Below are 24,710 nucleotides of genomic sequence, written 5' to 3'. Positions count from 1 at the left end.
GATTAGCAATTCTTGTCATTTATAAAACTATAACGCTTTAGAAGCCTATTGAATAACCTACATACCCCAACGGCTGAAAACGAGTTTCGACGATCGGGCTATCGGCCTGCTGGTTGCCAAGGCGATTGGCAATCAGCCCGAAAAACACCGCCTGATCAGCAGTCACACTATAAATCCCATTAACGCCAAGTTGCAACTGCGTGCCCGCCTTAGCCTGATAGGCTGGGCGATCGGCACGAACTTCATCGGCATTGACGCCAAAGTAATAATCATTAAATTTTCGGTTATTCCACTGCACGCCAACCAGGCCATTCACGCGGAACCGTTCAGACCGGTAAACACTCCGGATAAATTGTAGCTGCACATTCTGGCCGTTGCTGGCACCACCGGCATCGAATCCCCATTGTGCATTAATGGTGCCATAATCAGTCTGCCAGCGCAGTACTGGGCCGACATCTACAGAAAAATCACGGTCGTTCATGCCTTTGGTACGGCTGCTGTCATCGGCATCCCAGCCAAACCTGGCATCGGCAGACAAACCCATACGGATACGTTTGTCATCCGACTCCAATAACCAGACGCCTGCCTGCAAACCATTGATATAAAAGCGCTCGCCATAGTTGGCGTTGATGACAGGCAGGATCAGCATGCGCTGGTCTTTGGAGCCCGAAGTTTTTGGAATCACTCCAACGCCCAGGCCATACATGTTTTTCTGTCGCGGCATGGCGGTTTCGGTTTGTCTGTCAATATTGGTTTCTGCCATTACTCCGGGACTCACTAACAACATGCTGACAAGCCCGAGTGCGTGATTGAATGGTGCTAATGCTTTTTTGCCTGGCTTATTCAAACTTCTTCTCCGATTCTAAGGCTTTAATTGATATCCAACTGATATTAAACTGGATTCTGTAAATTACATTAACCACAGACGCCATATCTGTAAAGAAGTTGCTTAAACATCCGTGTATTTCAACCTCATAAACCCATCGTTAAATTAAGCTCAAAAACAGAGCTTACATCTCACAATCAGTATGATCCGGAACTTTTATTTGCGCGCCCTCTTTCTAGTTAAAACATTAGCTAAGTGATTGTAAATTCAATAAAAAACAAGGTTTTATCTTCTGTAGTAAATGTAGGTTTTTGTACGAATATTCCTACACGAGATTCAGCCAAAGATGTATGGAGCCTAATTTGATTAATCAGCATTATTGAGCCTTCATTGAAATAAATGCATTAAACCAAATTAGAAATTAGAGGGAGGACACACAATGTCACAATCTTCAGGTACAAACAGCGCTACAAGCGCGATTTCACTAGCTGCAATTACCGCTGGCGCTGTAGCTGCCGCAGTAGTGATTATGTCAATCGGCTCTATCGTTACCATCATATCTATTGGTGCATCCATCAACCCAGGAACGCAACAAACAGCGTCTAACTTTACTGATAGTACTGCTGGAATTCGTAACGTAGCTGTATTGCCAGTTGAAATGCAAACCGCCAAAGCTGGAAACTTTTACAAAGTTAAAAAGAGTAACAAGAACAAAAGCTTTTATATTGATGCCATCTTACGTGAAGATTCACACACCATTTCACCTGATTCACAACAGTCCAATACTGAGCCAAAAGAGCAGCAACCTAAACTTTCGGTTAAAGGTAATCACGTTTTCGCCAGCTTGAATGATAAACAAACACAAACCTTAATAGCCGCAGCATAATCAAAATTTCAAATGCGAAAGCTAATTTCAAGTTTACTAATCATCAGCAGTTTTTTAACTGCTGATTTGTTATTAGCAGCCGAAACAATTAAAGCACCCCATGTAGCCTTTTCCAGCAAATATCGTAGCGTTGATTATTTATTTACTGACCGTGCTGAAGTTGAAGCCATCGCCGATGGCGCCAATTATGATTTTGCTATCCGTGAAGTGGGCTGGGACCTGCTTTCAGCAGTTGGCCGAGCTTGCAATTCCGTAAAAAATATCCAGGCCATATTTATAGACCGCATTAACTTCAAAGAACGACACTCCCTGGTTGTGCTCGGTGTCTTGGCAGACCTGCAATTCCTGTCTTTAAATATTGATGAAGCTCTCTCCAATGCTACCCTGAAAGAACTGCTCAGCGCGTTTGAGAGAGAGCATATCTCCATCATCCACCTTGCTGAAGCAAGCGGTGTAGAACTTTCAATCTCAAAATAAAATTGCGTCAATCGCCTTTATTATTTAAAAAAGGCCCTCTAATGTATGTGCATTTCAGGTTTATCACAGATACATAGTTTGAAGCCTATTTCCAATCTTATTCCAGGCATCAATATCTTACTAAAGCATTTACAATAAAAGACCAAAAGTTGTTTACCTATCGATTAATTCAATCAGGTAACCACGCAGCATTTGACTGGTAATCAAGTGCAAAAACCTTGAGTCTTGAAGACTTTTAAGGCATTGTGGCGACATTGAACGAAGATACATTGGAACAAATGAATGAGCAACACGTTTCACCCTGAAAAATCTCATATCAAGGTTGATCATAAAAAGTTTGTAAAAGGAAATAACGCCTCCTTAAAACCTTTTCATTGTGAAAAAGGCCTGGTAGAAATTGGCAAACTAAATATTTTTCTCATCGGCGTGATTGGAGTGATCATATTTGGCTTGATTGCGCAGGAAGATGGAAGCACGCTACTCTCTACGCAGGATATGCGTGTCCAAACGGTGACTACACCTGAAATTGCCGCTATTGAAACGCCAAAAGTAGATACCCCTGCAGAAGAACAGCCTGAGGCTCCTTTACCCGAGTCAAAACCCTCGCAAAAAAAACGTAAGAAAAACGAAACAAACGCTACAGTGATTGTGACTCGCACTCAGCAACCTGAATCAGCGGCGGGTAACCAAGTCCAGCATACCGAAGCAAACACAGAGACTGCAGCTAATCATGAGGCAGAACAACCAACTCTAAAAGAGCCTCAAAAAAACATGCTGGTGTTTAATATCTGGAGCGTTTCTGAATTGAGGCTGCGCAGTGCTTTCACAAAGCTAATCAATGATAGCTCAGCCCCTGCCTCAATTTTGGAGTCTAGAAAAAAAGAGTATCTCAGCTTTGTCAATAAAAGAAGCCACAAATGCGGCGAACTCAATAGCAAGTTTGCCAGCAATATCAATACAGTCGAGAAATTGACTTTTAAAGATAAAGATGTGGAAATTTTAGAGTGCCATACTTCAGAAAATACGACAGAATTGAACAGATTAAATGCGCTGGGTATTAGTGCTTCTTAATGATCTTTTAATTTAAATGTTTGTGTCGAATCTGAATTATGAATAAATATATAAAATCATCTCTCTAGCCTCGCAACCAGCTTTAATACGCTCATTAAATCCTTATTAAGTAAAATAAAAAATCGCCTTTTATGGGCGATTTTTTATTCTTATCAAACTAGATCTTACAACGTACCTTTCAGTACCAAACCAATATAGCGGAATGTTCCTAAGCCATCCCAACCCACAGGATATTGATTGGAATAATTATTCACGCTAGTGGTATAACGTTTATCAAACAAGTTCTTAGCTACTAGGTTAACTTCAAACTTGTTTTTGGTATTGGTAATGATACCGATTCCACCATCTGTAACTGAATAACCACTAACCTCACCGTACTCAGACAATTGTTGTTCTAGATTCTGCTTAGAACGGAATACTGTGCTGAAGAAGGCATGACCAGTAAAGCCTCCAGGTAATGGCAGCCGATAATCCGCACCAATAATACCTGTTAATCGAGGAGCCCCGACAATCTGTTTACCGGTATTGTCGCAAATTGGAGCAGAGTTCTCTTGCGGGCAAGTCGCTTCTTCCCAATCGGTATAGACTGCATGGTTATAGGCGGCACCAAAGTTAAATACCAGGTTAGATGTCGCACTAAATGCACCATCCAATTCAATACCACGTGCAGTAATTTCAGGAATATTACCAAAGTCAGAGCGATAGCCAGTAGGGACACCTTGCTGCACACCTACAAAAGTACTCGTATTAGCCTGGTAATCTTTGACCACAGTATTGTACAAATTAACATTCAGCAACAAACGTCTATCAAACAGCACACTCTTAAAACCAACTTCGAAATCTAAAGATTTTTCCGGTTTTGCATCCAGACGTGTACCATTATTCGTTCGAAAATTAACAACCCCAGACTTTTCACCGCCGGCTGCAGAGGCATAAAACATTACATTTTCATTATATTTGTAGCTTGGGCTCAGTAACCAGGAGATAGAGTTTTCAGTAAGTTCGCCATCTCTATAACCATAAGTGTTACCGAGTACGCTTCTACGTATCTCATTGATAGGTGCAGTTGCGCCTATCAATGGTGTCAACGCCGAACCATCATACATTATATTATTTTTGGTTATACTGTTACTGCGTTGCTCGTGTGTGAAACGTAAACCCGTTGTTAAATCTACTTGGTCAGTTAAGTGCCAGTTAATTTGGCCAAACAAAGCCTTGCTATCCGTTTTGGATAATTGGCGATTGGTTGCATAGACATTGTTTAGAGAGTTTCTTAACAGCTCCCGTCCGGCAGCAGTACCATTGAGTACATTAAACTCTGCATCAGTGGCAACATAAAATGCACCTGCATCCTCACCATATAAATTACGCGAAGTGGTGTCAGCCGCTGCGTTGAGATAGTAAAAACCAGTCTGATAATCCAACAAGCCGCCTGGCTCAGATGTCAGACGAAACTCTTGTGAAAACTGTCTTGCATCGACCAAAGTTCCCCCACGTGCAATATCAAATTTGGTTTCCTCGTTATCGTTTCTTGCATCAAAATGGTATTTTCGGCTACCGGTGATAGAAGTTAATGTGACAGGGCCCAAATTCCAGTCGACCGTCGCAGAAATGCCTCGGTTATATGTCTGCAGTGGTTGAGCAGCATTTATTTCGACTTTATCAATATTGTCTTTACCAATAATAGGACGGTAATTGCCACCATCAAACCATGAGCGTGATAAACGTGCGGTATGATTGGTAGAGACATTGACTAGCGAATCCACGATTTTTGCTTTAGTGTTGCTACGCTCATTTGCAACCGCTGAATCTAGGTTGATCTTGGCAGTAATATTTTCAGTGGGAGTAATCAGGAATTGTAATCTGCCGCCCAGACGATTCTTCTCATGGTAACGGCCACCTTCAGTAAACACGTTTTCACGGTCACCATCTTGTTTATCTACAAAAAAGGAACCACGCCATGCCAAAACATCATCAATAATGGCATTACTGTAGGAACCACGCGCTTTTTGGCCAGCTGGTGACGCATCGTCACTTAAGCGGCCTCCAGCCTCAAGCTCCAGCCATCCCTGTTGAGTAAAACTGGGGGCACGGCTCACATAATTAATCAAGCCTAAAGTTGTGTTTTTACCTTTCAATGTACCTTGTGGCCCGCGCAGCACTTCGACTCGGTCAAGGTCTGTAAAATTCTGGAACGACATACCGACCTGGCTCAAATAAATATCATCCACTACAATGCCGACAGCGGATTCGGCATTTTCATTACCTGTTGTCTTACCGATACCACGAATCGAAATACCCGAACGACGTGCATTTGGTGTTGTGGCAGTCAAGCCTGGGGTAACCCGGGTCAAGTCATCAATGGTAAATATACGATCGCGGTCAATTTGTTTACCGCTGATAATCGTCTCCGGGATCGGGACATCCTGCGCAATTTCTGCACGATTACGTGAAGTCACCACAACAGAACCCAGCAAATTTTGATCTTCAGGTTCAGCTTTTTTGGCAGTTTCCGTTTTAGCAGTAGCTTCTGCGGAGCTTGCAGACTCTTCACCAGTCTGATCTTTCAATTCTCTTTTGGCATCTTCAAGCGCTTGTTCGAGCTGAATGATTTTATCTCTGATCTCTTTCGAGTCTTTCTCAGCCGCGTATGCATCCAGCGAACCTACCAGTGAAAGTCCAGCCAATACAGTAAATGCGGTGCCGCGGAAAACTGCTGTCGAATGGTGTTTTCCAAACACCATTGTGGAAAGCAGTTTGGCAATAATCTTGGGTCTGGCGTGTGTCCCTGTATTAATGTCTTGCATTACATCATCCCTTTTATAGTAAGTTTTAAAACTTTGTCACGCATGCCTTATCGCAAGATGCGTACCATACAAAAGAATGATGTTATATAATCTTTTATCTGCTTGATTTTATTGAAATTTATTTTTTATTTTAATAAAATAATATCTTTGTAAATTTAAAAATACTGCATCTCACCCAACATAATCTTTAGCGATTGTTGCTGTGGAAACAGCTTTTTTCACCCTGAGTTATGTATAAAATTTTACTAAGATTAAGATCATTTATTCATTTCCCTTATATCGAATAAAGCTACAAATACCATAAAAAAAAGCCCAGTTTTAACCGGGCTTTATCAGTCGATGAACTTGGAAATATTTGTTATTTAACTAATACCTGTGGCGTGTCTGTTGCACCTAAACCGAAGCCACCATTGTTTTCAAAGCATATACGTTCATCATGTTCCAAATACTTGGCGCTGGTTTTAGTTTTTGCCCAGCGGGCTTCCAGATTCCAGCCATCGGAATCCTCTGCATCGGTATATTTAATAGCTGGGATAGTAATGGTGAAAGGCCGGGTATAAACGGTGGGATCATCAAACGTGCCTTCGTAGTTAAAGCGTTTGCCATCATTTGAAAAAATATACTTTTCTTTGATCGTGGCATTTTCACTGACGAATTCGCCAGAACGCCCGAATAAGGCTTTGCCATTATGGTTACTAACGTCGACTACTAAAGTATTGCCTTCCCAGTGGCCCCTGGAGTCCCCGTTCCAAAGCTTTAATTTCGAGGGCAAATGCGCCTTGTTGTCGAGATGAATAATGCGGCTGCCGTTATCAAATACAAACAATACATACCCAGGATATTGCAAAATATCATAACCATGCCAGTAAAAAGATTTTGGCACGCCGCCAGGTGCGCATCGTGCGTTTGGCTCTACATGTCCTGGGTTGGTGGGGTTATGAAAGCCTATCCTGAACTGTTCCACCTTTTCCTTGGCCCATGGCTGGAAAGGAAATTTGCCATCCTGAGGATCGCTGATTCGGCTTGGTGCCCGCTCTTCACGTGGCCCCAGTGGTTTTTTTCTGGCTTCGTAAATCACCCCTGCTTGCGGGTCTTCCAGATTGCTGTGATTACCAATCGTGTTCGACCACAAGCCACTAATGTCAGGTTGGCCATCCGGCAACCGTGGACCACTCCATTTTCCTGAGACCAGTTTAGGAAATGAAGTTTCACGTGCAATCCTGGTCTGACCAGGTGGCGTGACAACCGGTGTTGCAGCTACTGGCTGAGCCTTGCTCTTAGCTTCATCGGCAGCCAGCAATGACTCTGACGCTGCCATTGCGCACAAAGCAAGGAAAATACTGGAGTACCCTGAAAAGCGCTTAATACCATGTTTCATCATATGATTCATTGACCATTCATTTGTTTTAACTGAGTTACTGAGCTATTTAGTGTCCGGCTTTGGCGGGTAATGTTGCTCGTACTCGAGGGTGTAGCGGTAATCTTCAATGAGCTGAAAGTTTTTTTCTGGGTGGCGATGCAAATAAACAGTAATGTTCCATGGACGGCTAAACACATTTTTGTCTTCAATCGTGGCCTTGTATTCAATCGTGTTAGCATCAGCCAGCTTCCAGCGCTCCACAACGTGCAGTGCATCACTGTGAAAGTTACCTGAACGATCCAGCCAGGTTTTATCATTAAAGTGCTTCACGTCAACAACCAGGGTATCGCCTTCCCAATGACCACGGGAGTCGCCTAACCACCAGTCGTTAGGATCATCAGGATGCTCGGTATTGTTGGTGTGTATAGTGCGTACCGAGTGTCCAAATTGATGCACGATAGTGATATCACGTGGCCGCTGGAATAGCTGGATGGGTTCACGGTAATAGATGCCACGTGGTACGCCGAGCGTGGCACCTCTCAAGCGTGGATCGGCGGTGAACCTGTTTTCAAAATTCTTCTTTCGCTGCTCTAGAGCTTGCGGCAGGTAAGGAATCTCTCCACCCTCCACCACACCCACACCAGAAGAAGCATCAGCGCGTGCAATATGCGGCTCCAAATCTTCATCTGCCGAACTGGTGGTCTCCCATATACCGGAAAAATCCGGCTTTTTGTCAGCTCCGCGAGGAATTTTGGCATCGTGGGCAAATACATGATCGACCGGTAAAAAAAAGGCCAACACCATGAAAGACAGCAAGGTCGCTATTTCTTTCACACGTTGCCCGGATTGCATCTTTAAAGGCATCAACTGAAATCCCATTCTTTTAATTTTTTGTCATCAGTGACATTAGTTAGTGGTACCTGCAGACGGCAATGTCGGTGCGTCCTGTGCACCGCCAGTCTGGAATACCCGGCCATCGGCCAATTTGATAGAAGTGGAATAGGCGAATTTCTTACCATTCTTCGATAAATAACCATTGATGACTACTTCAGTACCTGATGGCAACACAGTTTTGGTCAGGCCTTTTTGTTTGAGGCTGAAAGGTGCCCCAAACTCAAATCCCCAGTTGCTGACAGTGCCATCGGCTTCTTTTACATCAACATATACCCAGCTATGCGGGTTCACCCACTCGGCTTTGGTGACCACACCTTTAATTTCAATCGGCTTCAAAGCATCAAACTCTGCCGAAAAAGCATGGTGTGCAGTCACATTCTGTGCACTTAACATTAAGCCGCTAGTTATGACGGCTAAAGTCCCCTTAAAGCACACAAAACTATTTAATTTAGTCATTCTTTAAATCTCCACTATTTTCTCTAATGCTTGTATTACTCAGCTTTAGTCAATACAGCCAATTTGGATATGCCAACACGTTCCACTATCGCCATCACCTTTGCAACAGACCCGTAATTCACTTCATCGTCTGAACTCAGATGAAACACCTGTTCCGGACGTTGCTGGTAAATCGTTTTCAACTTGCTTTCAAGCTCGGTCAAGGGCACTTGGTCTTTATCCACGTAAACATCGCCTTTGGCGTCTACACTTAATGTCACAGGTTTAAGCTGGTCGGTAGGTTTGGTTGCAACCGTTTTAGGCAAATTCACGGAGATTGCATTGGTCATCACCGGGGCAGTCACAATAAATGCCACCAGCAATACCAACATCACATCCACTAACGGGGTTACGTTGATCTCACTCAGGACGTCGTCGCCATCGCTTGAACTAAAAGACATTAAGCTATCGCTCCTTTCAGGTTACGCACTACATTAGCTTCTTGAGTTGTACTGCCAGTTTCAATACGTGGCTGGAAAGTCACGCGGCGGGATACTTTGATCAAGTCTGCGGCAAAATCATCCAGGTTGTCGCTGCTGGTCTTCAAGCGGCGCAGGAAGAAGTTATAGGCAAGCACCGCCGGCACCGCTACAGCAATACCAATTGCAGTCGCAATCAATGCTTCACCAATCGGGCCTGCAACGACTTCAAGGCTGGCAGAGCCCAGGCGGCTGATGTCAGTCAGCGCGTGCATAATGCCCCACACCGTACCAAACAGACCGACGAATGGCGCAGTACTACCAATACTAGCCAGCACTACCAGACCGGCTTCACGGATAAAACGCTCTTTTTTAATCTGCTGTTTTAACGCACGCTCCAGTACATCCTGGCGGTCACCGGAGTGCTGCAGATCACCACCAGCGCCTGATGAAGCATCAAACTCTTTCAGTGCATGAAAACCCACTTGGGCGACACGATAAGCAGGGCCTGCATGCCCTTCTAACTTAGAAGCTGCATTCAAATCGGACGCAGACCAGAATGCGCCACGGAATTTAACGTTTTGACGGCGGATCAGCCACACCTGATAGGCCTTAATTAAAATCAAAACCCAGGTGAAAATTGAGCCGATGACTAATGCAATCAATACGCCTTGTACGACTGCAGATGTTGATGAAGATACTTCTAACATAATCTAAATTCCTTATTGTTCAGGATTAAAAATAATTGGCACAGTAGCCCAGCCATCGATAGGTGTGCTGCCACGCTTAGAGGGTACGAAAGTCCATTTCATGACAGTATTTACAGCCGCATCATCAAGTACTTTCTTACCGGTTGATTTTTTGACTGTTGCACTCTCAGGGGCTCCGCTTGCCAACACTCGTACACGCAATATGACTGTTCCACCCCACCCGTTTCTTAATGCCGCACCGGGATAATCAGGTTTGGGGTTATTCAAATAGCCTGCGTTAGCAGAAGCTTCTGTTACAGGTTCTTCAACCTTGGGCGCAGGCGGTGCTGGTGGTGGAGAAACTTCAGGTATCGGTGCGCTTTTATCCAACGGACCGCTGGCTGCCATCACCGGCGCACTGGTTGCCTCTGCCTTGGTGTTTTCTTGCACAGTCAAATCAGTCGGCGCCACATTTTCAACCGCAGGCGCCGTTTTAAGTGCTGCGATGGGCTGGGGTGGCGGCGGAGCTACTTTCTGTACTTTTGGTGGCGGCGGAGGCGGTGGTGGCGGAGGCGGCTCTACCACCGGCGGTGGAATTTCAGGTTTGATAAACTCAATCGCCACCTCATGCTTAGGTTCAACAACTAAAGGAGGCTGCTCGTAATTAAGATATGCCCATACGGCAGCCAGGTGCAGTAAAACAATGCCTGTACCAGCCCAAATGTAAACACTCTTTTTTAGCTCGCCATCAAACTGCAACCCTTGCTTGATAGCAATCCGCTCCAGTTTTGCAGCCAATTGTGCCGTTGGCTTTGCCAACTGGCTAAAAGTTTTGTCATCAAATGCATCAACTACATAACGACTTAGTGAACTCGACATCAATTATTCCCTTAAGCAAGCGTACATATGCATAATCTCTTGCTTTGTACATCCATGAAATATTGCTTTATATATACAATTTTTGTGCCAACATAAAAAACTATTAATATTCAATTGGTTAAGACATAAATCGCATTTCTTCCAATGGTTAACTGTCTCTGTAGAAACAACTACTGTTGCGTGGCAAACAGTCCTCATGGCTACAAAAAAGCCACTCGTTTTCTTGAGTGGCGTTTGAGACTACCTGTTAAAAACTAGCAAAAGTTAATTACTGGATAATCCCGTATTGCTTTAAATAAGCCCTTAACACATTACGGCTAATCCCCAGCACCCGCGCCGTTTGCACTTGGTTCTGGTGTGAATATTCATAAGCTTTGAGCACTATTCTTTTAACGCAATTCTCAAGCAATTCATCTGGCTCCAGTTTGATATATTCACTCAGCAAAGCATCCATCTGATCTTCAAGTGACAAACTATTGCTTACCCCGGAGCCTGCAAGACTTTGTAAACTTGGCAAGTTCAAATCCGATGGCTTCAGCAATTTGCCGTCGCACACCAGTAATGCCCGGTGAATGACATTTTCCAGTTCGCGGATATTTCCCGGCCATGGATAATCATTCATCAATTTAATTGTGTCTGATGTCAGCTGCGGCTTCACCGTATGCAAGCGATTGCGATAGACCTCCAGAAAATGTTCAACCAGAGGCAAAATATCCCCCTTACGATCTCGCAAAGGCGGGATCTCAATGGGGACCACTTTAATCCGGTAGTACAAGTCTTCCCTGAACCTGCCTGCATTCACGGCTTCCACCAGGTTCACATTGGTCGCAGCTATCAGCCGCACATCAATTGGAACCGGTTTTCGGGAACCTATCGGCGTCACTTCACGCTCCTGTAAAACCCTGAGCAACTTCACCTGGGTGGAGAGAGGTAAATCTCCGATTTCATCCAGGAATAAAGTCCCGCCGTTGGCAGTCTCGAACCATCCTTTTTTGGAGCCGACGGCGCCGGTAAACGCACCTCGCTCGTAACCGAATAATTCACTTTCAACCAATGTTTCTGAAAAGGCACCGCAATTGATGGCCGCAAATGGGCCCGCTTTTCTTGGGCTTAAATTATGGATATGTCTTGCTACCAACTCCTTGCCCGTCCCAGTTTCACCTTTAATCAAAGCAGTAGCATCACTTGGTGCTACCTTTTCAATCAAAGAAAGTAACTGTTTGGATTTCTCATCAGAATAAATGAGTGCGCTTGCTCTAACGGATAAACTTAAACGTTGTGGATTGGGAAAAAGAACAATCTTGTCCTCTCCCGAAAGGTTTTCATCAAACTCGGATGTTGTCCATACTCCCTCGCCCGCATTGTCACGATCATTTCTCGCCATTTGTGTATCCGTCACGTGGTATTTATTTTCAAAAACGTGAAAGATACGCTTGCTACATAATAATTACAAATAACATTTTGTCATTCATTTATATCAAATAGTTATTAAAAAATCGGCAATTCTACTGCTGGCACTGCAACAGTTCTGAATAGTCAATTGCTGCAAAATCAACAGAGGCAACATTTAAATAAAAAGCACAAAGCATACAAGCCATTGATTAAAAAAGTTTTTAATAATGTGGCACACATTCTGCTATGAATCGGGTACTATAGGCGCCTCCCCTATTTATATAGGCCACCCCCCTATAAAAATAACTGTATTTATAACTAGAAAGAATTGATTCATGTCACGCCGAGCTAAGCCCTCATATTCGTATTTATCTGCTTTATTTTTATCACTGGCAGCTTTAACAGAATTTCAAGAAGCAATGGCTGCTGAAGAAGAATTGCCTGCTGTGGAAGTGAAAGGTAAACAAGAACAAGAGTCGTCTATTAATTTGAAAGCGAAAACCAGTACTGGTAGCCGCCTTGGATTAACCAATCTGGAAACCCCCGCCAGTGTTGAAACACTGGATGCCGAAACAGTGAAACTTCGTGGCGATTTCAGCATACGCGAAGCTGTTTCCCGTACTACTGGTTTCACAGATATTAGCAACCTGGGCACCGGTGTAGCTTACTCTGCCCGTGGCTTCACCGGCAACAACTCAGTAGCCCAGGCAGAAGATGGGATACGTTTGCTAGTCGCGGCTACGACCATCACCTACCCCTCCGATAGTTGGGGCTATGACAGATTCGAAGTATTGCGTGGCCCGTCATCAGTACTGTTCGGTGACGCTTCAGTCGGCGGCATTGTGAACAGCATCCGCAAAGCACCTAGTCGTGAATTTTCATTGCAAGGCCTGGTGAGTGGTGGCACACAAGGCGCCTATCGTTTAGGGATAGGCGGCACAGCACCAGTGGGTGAAGTAGCCGCCGTACGTATTGATGCATCGGCTTCGGGCGGTCAGGGACATGTGGATGATGGACGTTATTACAGCCACAAGCTAATGACTAATTTTGAGATCAAGCCTAGTGATACGCTCAAGCTGAACTTTATCTATGATCATAGTGATGAAAATCCTATGAATTACACTGGCATCCCATTAAAGAATGGCCGGATTAAAAGTGAGCTGCGTGACGAGAATTACAATGTAGACAATGCTATTCAAGAATTCCTGGATGACAGATTGAAAGCCAAATTGGAATGGGATATTTCAGACTCTCTGAAACTTACTAACACAGCGTACTGGTTTAACTCACGCAGGCATTGGCGTGGAGTTGAATTGTACGCTTTAGGCGCTACTCCTAATACCGTCGACAGGAACACTTATACCGAGATACAGCACAAACAAAGGCAGTTGGGTGACCAAACTATTCTCGCCGGCACGAGTGAGCTTTGGAATCATGAAAACAAATGGTCTGTTGGCTATGAAGTTGCTCGAGTTGATTTCCAGTATTTTGACAACTTCTACCTGGGCAATGATCCGAGTAGTACGGTTGATATTAGCAACAGCAATCCTGGCTTGTTTCAAACCATAGACCCAACGCTAAAGGAATTTACCTCCAAGACAGTGCAACAAGCCTTGTTTGTAGAAGACGCATTTCACATTACGCCTGACCTGACCTTAAGTGCAGGTCTTCGCCAAGACTGGATCGACCTCGATCATACTGCCACCCTTCCTTACAGAACCACTGATTACAACAAGCAGTTCTCCCCCTTCTCATTCCGTCTGGGTGCTACTTACCTGTTCTCACCGAACACATCACTATATGGTCAATGGAGTCAAGGTTCTGACCCTGTCTCTACGATTGTTAGCACACGTTCAAACAATCGCAACTTTAAACTTACCTCGGCAGAGCAGGCTGAAATTGGTATCAAGCATGTGCTCGAGAATCGGAAAGGCGAGTTTACTGTGGCTATGTACGATATCAGCAAGGATGATATTCTCACGCGTGATCCCAGCAACCCAACGCAGACGGTACAAGGTGGTAAGCAATCGTCCAGGGGCATAGAGTTTTCTGCTTCATTACTACCGCTTGATCATTGGCGCACAGACTTTAACCTTGCTATTCTGGATGCTCAATATGACGAATTGCGTGAAGGTAGTGCGGGTATTTCGCGTGCAGGTAACACCCCAGTGGATGTTCCGGAGCGTGTAGCTAATGCATGGGTTTTCTATCAGCAACCATTGTGGCAAGCCGGACTAGGTGCACGTTTCGTTGGTGAACGTTATTCGAATAATGCCAATACGACAAAATTGCCTGGCTATACCGTTTATGACGCTAATGTAGCTTGGCACATTAATAAAAATGTCACACTGCGTGGCAGCATCCGCAATTTGACCAACAAGCTGTATGCTGCTGTCTCTTACGATACCGAGCAGTTTCTCATTGGTGAATCTCGCCGTGCCGAAATCAGGGGCGAGTTTAACTTTTAAGCAAGCATCTTGAGTTAGTTGTTTTGCGATATCTGTATCTTACCCATCGATGGCTGGGCCTTATTCTTGGCCCACTCGTCGTGCTCTGGCTGTTATCCGGGGTAGTGATGTTATTTGTCAGCTACCCCTCTCTCACAAATGAAGAACAGCTGGGTCACCTGCAGACATTACAGCGCGATTTGGTAAAGGTTTCACCCGAAACCGCCTGGCATTCAATTTCTGGACAATCTCTAGAGACAACTCCAATAAAAATCCAGCTGGAGATGCAACAAAGCCGACCGGTATACTATTTTTTAACAGATCACTGGCGTGCGGTCTGGGCCGACTCCGGGAGTAGAGTTGTCATTGATGGTGAAATGGCTATCCGTAATGCACTGGCTTTCCAACCGGCGGAACACGTTAGTAAAGTGAGTTTGATTGCACTTGATCAGTGGTCTTTTTCCGGCAGGCTGAATCCACACCGCCCGCTTTATAAAGTTTCGCTCGATAACGACAGCAAGTCAGAAATATATATATCCAGCCGTACGGGCCAGGTTGTGCTTGAAACCAGCCGGCATGAAAGATTCTGGAACTGGCTGGGTTCAATCACCCACTGGGTTTACTTCACAGAGTTGCGCGCTAACAGAGAGGTCTGGCGGCAAGTGATTTTATGGCCCGCCGGTTTTGCTATTGCGTTATCGGCGATTGGCATCTGGATAGGTATATTAAGAATGCGGCTGGCTTCACGTTATAGCCGAAATCGACATACCCCCTATCGCGGCCTTATGCGTATACATCATGTTGCGGGTTATGCACTGGGGTTGATTTTATTTACCTGGTTATTCAGCGGCTGGCTTTCGATGACACCGCTAAACTGGCTGTCTGACCGCAGTTTATCCGATCAAGAATTACATAAGTGGCAAGGCCAGCCGGTTTCTTTAGATGATTACCGACTACCAGACCATTTTTCGGCCGAGACAAAACTCCTTGAATGGACCTCATTTTCGGGAAAAGTAGGTGTCATTAGCCATCTTTTGGATAAGACCCAAAGGATAGACGCGGTGAGCGGCAATGCATTGCCTGCATACACACTGCAACAATTACAGGCAGCTGTCAGGAATTTAAAAACAGCATCTCTGACATCTATCGAATGGCTCCCTGAACAAGGAGACGCCTATTACACACCGGAAAACAAGCACCTTCCTATCGTGCGCGCCAGTTTTGCGGGTGATTCTAATGTGAGCTATTACATCAATGCAGTCACAGGGGAAATTGTTTCCAGCCAGGATACGCGTAGCCGATCTTATCGATGGCTGTTTACGGCACTGCACACATGGAACTTCCCGGGGATTGAACCGCAATTCTGGCGCAGGCTGTTAATAATTATGCTATCTATCGCCGGGCTGGCTATTAGTCTGACCGGCCTTTACTATGGCTTTAAACGTTTGGCATTGCAACGTTAAACCTAATAATGATTGCGGCGCAACTCAGAAGGAATATAACTCCATTTGGGAATCCACAGCAAAGCGATTAAAGACCCTATCGCCCCTGCTATGGCAATCAATATCATAGCCGGATGCTCAACAATCTGCTCCGGATAAATACTGACAAATGCGCCCAAGCCGATGGCATTTCCGCCTGCTACTAACACTGCCGCGGCATAATCATGAAAGCGGCGGGCCTTATTGGCCCCCATCGCCCATTTCGGATCAGTGTTATAGCTTGGCATATGCGTATGGGCATTATCCAGCCTCTCAAGCTCGGACAGGAAACGGCGAAGATTGGTAATTGCTCGTTCTGATTTGTAATCCAGGAATGCAAGACTAGTCGAAGCCACGGGGAATCCAAGCACCAACCATTCTATAGGTAAAGGGTCACTCGCTGCACCAGAAGGTTTAAGTGCCACCAGGGCTGCAAGCAAACTGACTGTCAGCGTCACATACAGGGTCAGGGCCTGCTGCCGTTGCGTAATGCGCGCATTGACCTCTTGCGAAGCAGAAATAAACCGGTAATTGGCATCCACGATATTTTTTGACATGGTGTTGGCTCCGCTTTAACAGTGGGTTCATCAATGAGTTTAGCTGAAACAAAAAAACCGGAATAGCCTTCTGAAAAAGCAGAAGCTATTCCGGTTGAGCCAATCAGTGAATTGCTAACTTACATCTGCAAGCTTGATTAAACGTGCGAATAGCCCTGACTCAGCCTGACCTAATGGCTTCCATGAAACAGGGCGCTTATCATTCGGGTACCAATAGGCAGAGTGGCAAGCTTCACAAGCTTTTTCTATACCCTCGCCAGCTTTAAGCAAAGCCTCAGGATTTTTCTCATCAATTGCGATTAGCGCAATTTTGGTTGCTTCCTGCAGCCCCTGAGCTTTTAAGGCAAAATCAGCGTGATTATTGCGGATCAGCTCCTCAATCTTTTTGGGGTCTTCTTCAACAGGGTGTATGGAAGTACTGGCCCCGGTCACCGCAACCTGCCGGTCAGGGATCTGCAATAAATTACCGGCCTCTATCAACGCAATGGCATGCTGCCGGAGTACAGCCCACTCTGCATCTGTAGCAGGTGCTTTTTCCTCAACCCCCTCTTTTGTGACCGTAGTGGAGACGGAATTCCAGATAGGGTCCACATGAGGGTCAATCACCGAAAGCATCAGCTCCTGCAAGGTGCCAAATGGCTTGATTCCGTCCGGTATTTCTGTTGTTTGTTTACTGCACGCAGTAATCACCAGATAAAACGTGGTTAAAAACACTACCTTTACATTCATGTATAAACTTGCTTTCTATTGCGATTGGAGTCTAATTCAAAAAACCGATTGCACGTCCTGCAAATGCAACCCCAAACCACAGGGTGAGGCTCAGTATTGCTGCGGATATTGCGACCACAGGTTTTGGATTTTCTTTACGCGTCACCAACCTTGTGATCGTGAAATGCACTACCAGTACCGCGGCCAGCAGATAGAACTTCAGCCAGAATGCAGGATTCGGGTAATACAATGACGCGCTCGGCAGAAGAATAAACAAGCCGGATATGGCAACCAGTACCAATCCAGCCAGGATCAAGGGATTAGTGACTTTAGCCAGGTAAGGGATGGGTTGCTTGCGCAATCCAAACCCAATCAGGCGCAGGTTTACGATTAATACGGCAGTTAAAATCAGCAGGAATCCCAGTATATGAAATAGTTGTGCAACTGCACCGGCAAATGCATTCAGCTGCGAAATATACAGGCTTACCTGATTGGTTTGTAGTTCATTAAAAAAAGCTTCTGTGGTCATGATCTGGTTCTCGCAATTACTTAGATTAGAATCTGGATTGGGTTGCTTCAAGGTATGGAATCAACCGCCCCAATATAACGACGCCGCTCCATGAAATCAGCGAAACCCAGCCTGCCAGCTTGGCGCCTGCCGGAAATTGAGCCTGCTGACCCCATACTTGTACAGTCCTGCCAAACTTCAGTTCAAACCAAAGTGCATTGAAACCGGCGACCACAATGAGTGCCAGTTTGAGTGGGAAAACCGGTATTTCCCAGATACGCGGGCCTTCAGCCCATAACAAAATAATGCCGGTGACAAAGGTGATCAGGAAACCCACCAATACATAAGGCCTGAAATTATGCAGCACTTCATTGACGGGCACTTGCTTGAGGAATACCCCAATCAGCCGTAGATCAGTTGCTATAATCAAGCCCACCGATAGTGCCAGTCCGATCAAATGAATGCCTTCCAGCAACGGAAACAGATACAGTGATTCGCGCACACTGGTACCAAACTCTGAGTCATGCAGAATTTGTAGAAATTGAATAATGGTCATGAATGTCCCTAAAAATAGTAGCTGATACGATTAGGCCCAAATCTCAGTATTTAGTAGCAATCATCCGCTTCAATACTTTTTTTTATAGGCTTATCCCCTATGGCTATAGCAGACTCCATGCCATCTATTAGCCCAAGCAAAATACTTGTTTAAGTATATGATTTATATATCATTTATCAACAAACCGCACAATGATTGATGCTGATACCAGGAAGCGGCTGTTGCCTGCGCAACAAATGGCTCGAGAGGGTGTTGATTACCCAGCAATGAGTGAAAATAGAAGGACAACAAAAAAGAAAGGTATGCTACGCCCTGCCCCCATTAAAGAGGGATTTAATCAGGGCATAACATACACAGAGATTGCAGCAATTTACTGATGTCAGCTTAATTGCTGCGGGGAGATAGTCAGGCCAGGTGTTGACGGAAAAACTGCACCGTCCTTCCCCAGGCTAACTTTGCAGCTTCCGCGTCGTATCGCGGCGTTGTATCGTTATTGAAACCATGCTGGACATCAGGGTAAATAAACGCCTGATAATTCACTTTTGCGGCTTTTAGTGCGGCCTCATATTTAGGCCAACCAGCATTGATGCGTTCATCCTGGCCTGCATAATGCAGCAATAAAGGCGCCTTGATTTTGGCGACTTCTTCATCAGCAGGCTGCCCACCATAGAAAGGGACGGCTGCCCCAAGATCGGAGACTTTAGTCGCCAGGAAATTGGAAATACCGCCGCCATAACAAAAGCCGACCACGCCAACTTTGCCATTACCTTGCGGCAGTTTTTTCAGTGCAGCCGCTGAGGCAATAAAATCTTCACGGCTTTTAGCCTGGTCCAGCTTCTGGAAAAGTTCACGCGCCTTGTCTTCATCGCCAGGATATCCACCGAGCGGAAATAAGGCATCAGGGGCAAATGCGATAAAGCCATCCACAGCCAGACGGCGCGCGATATCTTCAATATGCGGGTTCAAGCCGCGGTTTTCATGCACAACCAGCACAGTCGGCAACTTGCCTTTGGCATTGGCTGGCGTGACAAGATAGCCGCGCACTTTGCCGTAACCATTGGGCGAATCAATTTCAATGTACTCTGCCTTGATCCGCACATCAGACTCTTCGACTTGCTTGGCCTGGGCAAATTTGGGCGTCAAAGCCGCCAGCAGGCCGCTGGCAGTCACCCCAGCAACTGTATATTTACCAGCCTGATTCAGAAAGTCACGCCGACTGATATCCCCGTGCACAAACTTGTCAAACAGCCCCAATACTTCCGGATGAAAATCCTTCGCTGTTTTTTGCGTCATTCAAATTCTCCGTAATGTCAGTGATCAATGGTTATTTAGCGCGGCCAAGGAAGCCTTGTGCCAGCAATGGGATACGGTAAGCGGCGCCACGGCCAACTACCACCAGGGTTTTCTTGTCCTTGCCGGCAAAAGCCAGATTCTGTGGTTTGTTAGGCAAAGCAATAATACCCAGCTTCTCACCTTTGGCAGAAAATACCTCTACACCGGAGTTGGTAGCCACATAGACACGGTTTTCAGCGTCAATCGCAATACCATCTGCACCACTGGCAAACTCACCTGCCGGGTTTTTCTGGTAACCATCCAGCTTGGCGAAATCACGCTTGTTGGATAATGAGCCATCAGCCTTGATGTCGTAGGCGATCAGGAATTGGTTGGCAGTATCAGCCACGTACAATACTTTTTCGTCTGTGCTCAACTGTACACCGTTAGGACGCTTGAGGTCATTGATAACACGGGTAGTTTTCCCATCAGGCGTGATGTAGTACACCGCAGGGCGGGCTGCTTCCGCATCTTTTTCTTCAGGCTTGGGTATCACACCGATGTCAGTGAAGTAAATGCCGCCTTTTTTGTCCAGCACCAAATCATTCGGACGCTGGAAAGGTTTGCCCTCAAAGTTGTTAGACAGCACTTTTTCATGGCCGGCCGGATAAACGATACCTACTTGCGGTTTCAGGTTTTGCACCGAGATCAGGTCACCCTTTGGTGTAAATGCCAGGCCATTAGAACCGTTACTGTTCTGCAGGAAAATCGAAACACCACGGTCTTCTTTTAATTGTGTAATGCGGTTGGCGCGAGTCTCAGTAAAGATAGCCGAACCGTCAGGCAAAGTGATAGGACCTTCAGTGCCTTCAAAACCTTCATAAAGAAACTCGTATTTCGTGCCTTTGGCGACTACGCCTGGAATATCGGCATTTACTTCATACTTCGGCGCTGGCGGTGTGATGCGGGTCAGTGCACCGCCCTGTGCTTCGTAATCCTGCACGCCAATCGCACCCACTACTTTGTAGCCTTTCCCAATCAGCAAATCAGCAGCTGCATGGGCTCGACCGGCATGGTTGGAAATAGTAGCAATCTGTTTATCTTTAGGGATGTAATCCAGGTATTGTTCAAGTTCTTTGGACTGGATGTTCAGGTATACAGGAAAGCCGCCAATCTTGATCAGCTCATCAGGGCGACGAAGATCGATCAGCACGTAGTCGCTAGGTTTGGCAAGGATGGCATCCACATCCGCTTTATCCAGTTTTTTTGAGATAGGTGGTTTTTTCGCTTCTTGTGTATTGGCTGGTGCAGTATTTGTTGCGCCAGTGTTACTTACACCGCCGGCATAAGATAACGTTGCCGCAGAAAGAAATAGTGAAGCCACTACCAGGTGAATTTTTTTCATTGTAATCCTTTTATAGGTCTAACAGAGTGATGCAATACATGCATAGCCGTGACCATGACATGCGATATCGGCCATTACTATTGCAACCTGCGTGCCAGCTTTTGAAGTGTGGGATGACTAGCTTCAGGCCTGGAGTTTTTCTATCTAATCAATTGATCTAAAAAGGAATTTTATAAAATGAAAATGGCACGTTAATCACGTGCCATTCAAAGGGATTTACCAGGCTGTTTACTATGCAACAGTTGCCGTATCAGCATGTTGCATTAGAAACAATCATTAGTCTTAAAAGTTGTAGCGCAAACCTACGCGTAATGTGCGTGGTTCCAGCGGATGAACCAGACGTCCATCAATGCCCTGTCCACCGCCGCAACCTGCCCCATCCTGACGCGAGCAGGCGCCGCCCCAATACTCGATGTCATTTGCCTTGCGATTCAACAGATTAAGGATGCTGGCAGACAGTTGCCAGTGTGGGTTGAATTGATAGTCCAGCCTGGCGTTTGCTGTCAAAAATGAAGATGATGTTTGCGTACCGGTTTCTTCCAATGCATAAGAACCGATATAACGTACCCTGATGCCGCCGGACCAATGGCTGCCATCATCATAGTTAGCCGCCAGCGATGCACTTACCGGGATAGCGTTAGGCACATGACGGCCACCATTTTCTTCACGGTCAAACCTGGCTTTTGATAACGCCAGATCGGCATCCAGGAAGAAATAATCTGACAAAGTCAGATGGTTAGTCCACTCAACCCCGTAGCGATGTGAACTACCGCGTGGTTCAGTGATTCCTTCGTCGCCAACAAACACCAATTCGGAAGCAGATTTTACCTGCCACACTGCCAATGCTGTTTGCCAACCTTCAAATGGTGCTGCACGCAGTCCTATTTCACCGCCTGTACTTTTGGCGAGTAATGGCACCCGCTCGGCTGGCAAGCCATCAACTGCATTATTAGTGATGACGGCACCACGGATATCATTACTATGGAAACCGCGGCCCCAGTTAGCATAAAATTCAAGTTGATTGAATGGTGCAATCGCTAAACCCAACTTAGGGCTAACCTGATGTGCAGTCTCACTGCCGCCATTCGACAGGTTGAATTGGCCGCCACGGGCATTTACATCGGCAGAAATGGTGTCATACCGTAAGCCGACATTAGTGCGCAGCCAGGATAACCAAGGCGTTTTCAGTTCAGTATAAAGAGCGCTGCCGGTCTGGTTAACCTTATTTTGACTGACGGTATTGGTACGCACACGATTGACCGTGTCATACAAACCCAGAGCTCCGATGCGGTCATGGCGCAACTGCGCACCGGCAATCACTTCAGTATTAAACCAGCCCTCAGGTAATAACCAATGCTTTTCGGCCTGACCGCCAAACAGAATTCTGTGATCTTCTTGCTCATGCTGGTCGCCATCAGGGCCGTTGATATAACCTGATGGCGCACTGAAAAGGTTTAAGCCATAGTCTATCACCCAGGCATTGATTTTCCTTGAAGAACGCTCATCACTCTGGTTCCATTCACCTGACAAACTGATGCGATGAGTTTTGCCGCCATCATTGGTGACCAAGGTACCAAAACGGCCAATCTCGCCACTATCAATGGCCCGTTGTGGCACATGCTCGCTGGCTACCCAGGTGCTTTTATAGGCCATGGCAGTAATGGTGTAACCGTCACTGGCTGTCCCTTCACTGATACTGCCATGCAGATTGACCTTGTTCAGGTTTTGCGACTGGTCCCACGGGCCATCATACCCAACCAGTTCAGCAGCACCCAACAGCTGGCGGCCGTTCCACTCAGCACTTCCGGCTGTCAAAAAACGTTGGTACTGGTATTCACCAACGGTCAATGCTGCGAAAGGCGTTTTGAGCGAGCGTTTGTATTGGATACGCGCCGAACCAGTCGTATTAAAATCTCCATCTTCAGCGGCATAAGGGCCTTTCTGGTAACGCAGGCCTCCTATCAGTTCCGGAATCAAGAAATTAAGGTCCATATAGCCCTGGCCGTGAGCATGGCTGACCATATTGATAGGCATACCGTTCACATAAGTAGCAAAGTCACTGCCATGATCCAGATTAAAGCCGCGCAGGAAATACTGGTTGGCTTTGCCATCGCCCGAATGCTGGGTGACGATCAAACCAGGCACGGTTTCCAGCACTTCACCGGGGCGCAAGAATGGCCGGTGCGCCAATTGTTTTTCAGTCACTTTGCCATCTGAAGCAGAATCCGCAACTCCAATCAATGCATGGATTTCGGCTCTGACTTCAATGGCCGGTAATGTATCTTTGGCTTCAGCATTTACGGAAGTTGTCCATGCGGTCGCCAATAGTGCCATCAACCCGCACCAGCCATTATTCTTCTTATACATCTAAATCCCTTATTTATTTCGTTATGACAAAAGCGACGACGATAATAATGGATAGGGGGCTTCCCTATCAGGGGATTGGGATAGCAGGAGTTGTGCCAAACATCGTTGTCAATAAAATCAATCAGTTAGCAGAATGAATACGGACACGTGTTGTTGCAATCTGCACAGTTTTGTAGCAGATGTATGATTTACAACAGCAGGACTGGTAGGCTGGAGTTACTTGAGATAGGTTTTGAGCACATTGATCACTTCATCCAGGTCTTCCTGATGATTGTGCCCAGCTCCATCGTTTTGGTGCGCATGTCCCAAATGCTCGCGGATATGTCCTTCCAATGCTTCTGACATCAAACCGTCAATTGCGCCGCGTACTGAAGCGACTTGGTGAAGAAAATTAGCGCATGCCACCCCGTTATATAGTGACTTTTCCAGCGCATCGATTTGACCCTTAATACGGTTAATGCGCAGGCCAAGTTTTTTATTATTTTCCGTGATGTGAGACATGGTGTTCCTTAAAAATAATGCCGGGGGCAGAATAACTAGCTCCCGGCATTGATGGTCAAGTCGAGAGAATTAGCTTGAATACTTAATTGAGCAACCATAAGGCTTGGTGCTGGCGTGCGGCACTTTCTTGCCATCAGCCAATGCTGCCCATACTTCGCGCACGTAGTTGTTTGCTTTTGGCAGATCTTCTACTTTGGCAGTTGGAATGTCATCAATGCCGCCTTTGTAGAGTAGGATGCCTTTAGGATCAACAATGTAAATGTGCGGTGTCGTCTGTGCGCCGTAAGCCTGGCCGATTTTGCCATCCGCATCCAACACCACATAAGCAGGTTTTGCGCTTCTGGATTCATTCAGTTTGGTGGCTTCTGCACCACTCACATGGCCTTGTTTACCTTCTGCGGATGAGTTTACTTGTACCCATACAATATTCTTAGCGGCTGCGTCTTTTTGCAGTTGTGGAATATTACCACTTTCATAGTGTTTTTTTACAAACGGGCATTCGTGGTTGGTCCACTCCAGCACCACTGTTTTGCCTTTCAGCGAATCCAGGCTGAGCTTGCCGCCATCCGCAGTAGTGCCAGTGAATGCCGGTGCCGGTTTATCTATAATGGCTTCTGCAGAAACTGACTGGCTGAATACGCCAATCGCCAAACCGATCAAGGTATGAGTAAAAATTTGCTTAATTTGCATGATAGCTCCTGGGTTGTATAAAA

At 45.8% G+C, this 24,710-nt stretch carries 23 protein-coding genes; 5 read left to right on the top strand and 18 right to left on the bottom strand.

The window, feature by feature from the left end:
• Window positions 1-37 precede the first annotated feature (37 nt).
• Complete coding sequence (locus ASG24_RS11885; protein WP_235562412.1) at window positions 38-847, bottom strand: MipA/OmpV family protein; 810 nt, start codon at window positions 845-847, stop codon at window positions 38-40.
• A gap of 418 nt (window positions 848-1,265) precedes the next feature.
• Here ASG24_RS11885 and ASG24_RS11880 point away from each other — a divergent pair, with 418 nt between their 5' ends.
• From ASG24_RS11880 to ASG24_RS11870, 3 genes are all read left to right on the top strand, one after another.
• Complete coding sequence (locus ASG24_RS11880; protein ID WP_055871699.1) at window positions 1,266-1,712, top strand: hypothetical protein; 447 nt, start codon at window positions 1,266-1,268, stop codon at window positions 1,710-1,712.
• Between the two features lie 12 nt (window positions 1,713-1,724).
• Complete coding sequence (locus ASG24_RS11875; RefSeq protein ID WP_055871696.1) at window positions 1,725-2,189, top strand: hypothetical protein; 465 nt, start codon at window positions 1,725-1,727, stop codon at window positions 2,187-2,189.
• 282 nt (window positions 2,190-2,471) lie between these two features.
• Window positions 2,472-3,260 (top strand): hypothetical protein, encoded by a 789-nt coding sequence (locus tag ASG24_RS11870; protein ID WP_055871693.1) that lies wholly within the window; start codon window positions 2,472-2,474, stop codon window positions 3,258-3,260.
• 164 nt (window positions 3,261-3,424) lie between these two features.
• Here ASG24_RS11870 and ASG24_RS11865 read toward each other — a convergent pair whose 3' ends face one another.
• From ASG24_RS11865 to ASG24_RS11830, 8 genes are all read right to left on the bottom strand, one after another.
• On the bottom strand, window positions 3,425-6,067 hold the full coding sequence (locus tag ASG24_RS11865; RefSeq protein ID WP_235562411.1) for a TonB-dependent receptor: 2,643 nt from the start codon (window positions 6,065-6,067) through the stop codon (window positions 3,425-3,427).
• A 358-nt stretch (window positions 6,068-6,425) separates the two neighbouring features.
• Complete coding sequence (locus ASG24_RS11860) at window positions 6,426-7,457, bottom strand: hypothetical protein (protein WP_235562410.1); 1,032 nt, start codon at window positions 7,455-7,457, stop codon at window positions 6,426-6,428.
• A gap of 33 nt (window positions 7,458-7,490) precedes the next feature.
• A complete protein-coding gene (locus tag ASG24_RS11855; RefSeq protein ID WP_235562409.1) occupies window positions 7,491-8,291 on the bottom strand; it encodes a hypothetical protein in 801 nt (266 codons plus the stop codon).
• A gap of 42 nt (window positions 8,292-8,333) precedes the next feature.
• On the bottom strand, window positions 8,334-8,714 hold the full coding sequence (locus tag ASG24_RS11850; protein WP_235562408.1) for a DUF6152 family protein: 381 nt from the start codon (window positions 8,712-8,714) through the stop codon (window positions 8,334-8,336).
• A gap of 98 nt (window positions 8,715-8,812) precedes the next feature.
• The gene (locus ASG24_RS11845; RefSeq protein ID WP_055831195.1) at window positions 8,813-9,217 is read right to left on the bottom strand and encodes a biopolymer transporter ExbD; all 405 of its coding nucleotides are present in this window, start codon (window positions 9,215-9,217) and stop codon (window positions 8,813-8,815) included.
• Window positions 9,217-9,945, bottom strand: coding sequence for a MotA/TolQ/ExbB proton channel family protein (locus ASG24_RS11840; RefSeq protein WP_055871688.1), 729 nt, complete (start codon window positions 9,943-9,945; stop codon window positions 9,217-9,219). Before ASG24_RS11840 ends, ASG24_RS11845 begins: the two co-directional genes overlap by 1 nt.
• A gap of 12 nt (window positions 9,946-9,957) precedes the next feature.
• On the bottom strand, window positions 9,958-10,803 hold the full coding sequence (locus ASG24_RS11835; protein ID WP_055871685.1) for an energy transducer TonB: 846 nt from the start codon (window positions 10,801-10,803) through the stop codon (window positions 9,958-9,960).
• 268 nt (window positions 10,804-11,071) lie between these two features.
• Entirely contained in the window at window positions 11,072-12,187 is a 1,116-nt protein-coding gene (locus ASG24_RS11830; RefSeq protein ID WP_082488087.1) for a sigma-54-dependent Fis family transcriptional regulator, read from the bottom strand.
• Between the two features lie 343 nt (window positions 12,188-12,530).
• Between ASG24_RS11830 and ASG24_RS11825 the strand changes: the two genes are divergently transcribed.
• Both ASG24_RS11825 and ASG24_RS11820 read left to right on the top strand, forming a co-directional pair.
• Window positions 12,531-14,663 carry a TonB-dependent siderophore receptor gene (locus ASG24_RS11825; protein ID WP_055871681.1) on the top strand — a complete coding sequence of 711 codons (2,133 nt, stop codon included), beginning with the start codon at window positions 12,531-12,533 and terminating at the stop codon, window positions 14,661-14,663.
• Window positions 14,664-14,686: 23 nt separating this feature from the next.
• Window positions 14,687-16,105 (top strand): PepSY domain-containing protein, encoded by a 1,419-nt coding sequence (locus ASG24_RS11820; RefSeq protein ID WP_082488086.1) that lies wholly within the window; start codon window positions 14,687-14,689, stop codon window positions 16,103-16,105.
• A 2-nt stretch (window positions 16,106-16,107) separates the two neighbouring features.
• Here ASG24_RS11820 and ASG24_RS11815 read toward each other — a convergent pair whose 3' ends face one another.
• The 9 genes from ASG24_RS11815 to ASG24_RS11770 form a co-directional block, all read right to left on the bottom strand.
• Window positions 16,108-16,680, bottom strand: coding sequence for a hypothetical protein (locus ASG24_RS11815; protein ID WP_055871674.1), 573 nt, complete (start codon window positions 16,678-16,680; stop codon window positions 16,108-16,110).
• A 114-nt stretch (window positions 16,681-16,794) separates the two neighbouring features.
• Window positions 16,795-17,409 (bottom strand): cytochrome c, encoded by a 615-nt coding sequence (locus tag ASG24_RS11810; RefSeq protein ID WP_055831185.1) that lies wholly within the window; start codon window positions 17,407-17,409, stop codon window positions 16,795-16,797.
• 31 nt (window positions 17,410-17,440) lie between these two features.
• Entirely contained in the window at window positions 17,441-17,917 is a 477-nt protein-coding gene (locus ASG24_RS11805) for a DUF6644 family protein (protein ID WP_055871671.1), read from the bottom strand.
• Window positions 17,918-17,942: 25 nt separating this feature from the next.
• Window positions 17,943-18,452, bottom strand: a complete 510-nt coding sequence (locus ASG24_RS11800; RefSeq protein ID WP_055871669.1) for a hypothetical protein — start codon at window positions 18,450-18,452, stop codon at window positions 17,943-17,945.
• A 405-nt stretch (window positions 18,453-18,857) separates the two neighbouring features.
• Window positions 18,858-19,745, bottom strand: a complete 888-nt coding sequence (locus ASG24_RS11790) for a dienelactone hydrolase family protein (RefSeq protein WP_055871662.1) — start codon at window positions 19,743-19,745, stop codon at window positions 18,858-18,860.
• Window positions 19,746-19,776: 31 nt separating this feature from the next.
• Window positions 19,777-21,129 carry an SMP-30/gluconolactonase/LRE family protein gene (locus tag ASG24_RS11785; protein ID WP_055871660.1) on the bottom strand — a complete coding sequence of 451 codons (1,353 nt, stop codon included), beginning with the start codon at window positions 21,127-21,129 and terminating at the stop codon, window positions 19,777-19,779.
• 282 nt (window positions 21,130-21,411) lie between these two features.
• The gene (locus ASG24_RS11780) at window positions 21,412-23,496 is read right to left on the bottom strand and encodes a TonB-dependent receptor (protein ID WP_055871657.1); all 2,085 of its coding nucleotides are present in this window, start codon (window positions 23,494-23,496) and stop codon (window positions 21,412-21,414) included.
• Window positions 23,497-23,712: 216 nt separating this feature from the next.
• Complete coding sequence (locus ASG24_RS11775) at window positions 23,713-23,997, bottom strand: metal/formaldehyde-sensitive transcriptional repressor (protein WP_055871654.1); 285 nt, start codon at window positions 23,995-23,997, stop codon at window positions 23,713-23,715.
• A gap of 69 nt (window positions 23,998-24,066) precedes the next feature.
• Window positions 24,067-24,687 (bottom strand): redoxin domain-containing protein, encoded by a 621-nt coding sequence (locus ASG24_RS11770; protein ID WP_055871651.1) that lies wholly within the window; start codon window positions 24,685-24,687, stop codon window positions 24,067-24,069.
• Window positions 24,688-24,710 lie beyond the last annotated feature (23 nt).

It is taken from the genome of Methylophilus sp. Leaf414, from assembly GCF_001425425.1.
In the GTDB taxonomy this organism is placed as follows: Bacteria; Pseudomonadota; Gammaproteobacteria; order Burkholderiales; family Methylophilaceae; genus Methylophilus.
This window is presented reverse-complemented; position numbering and strand designations above follow the sequence as displayed.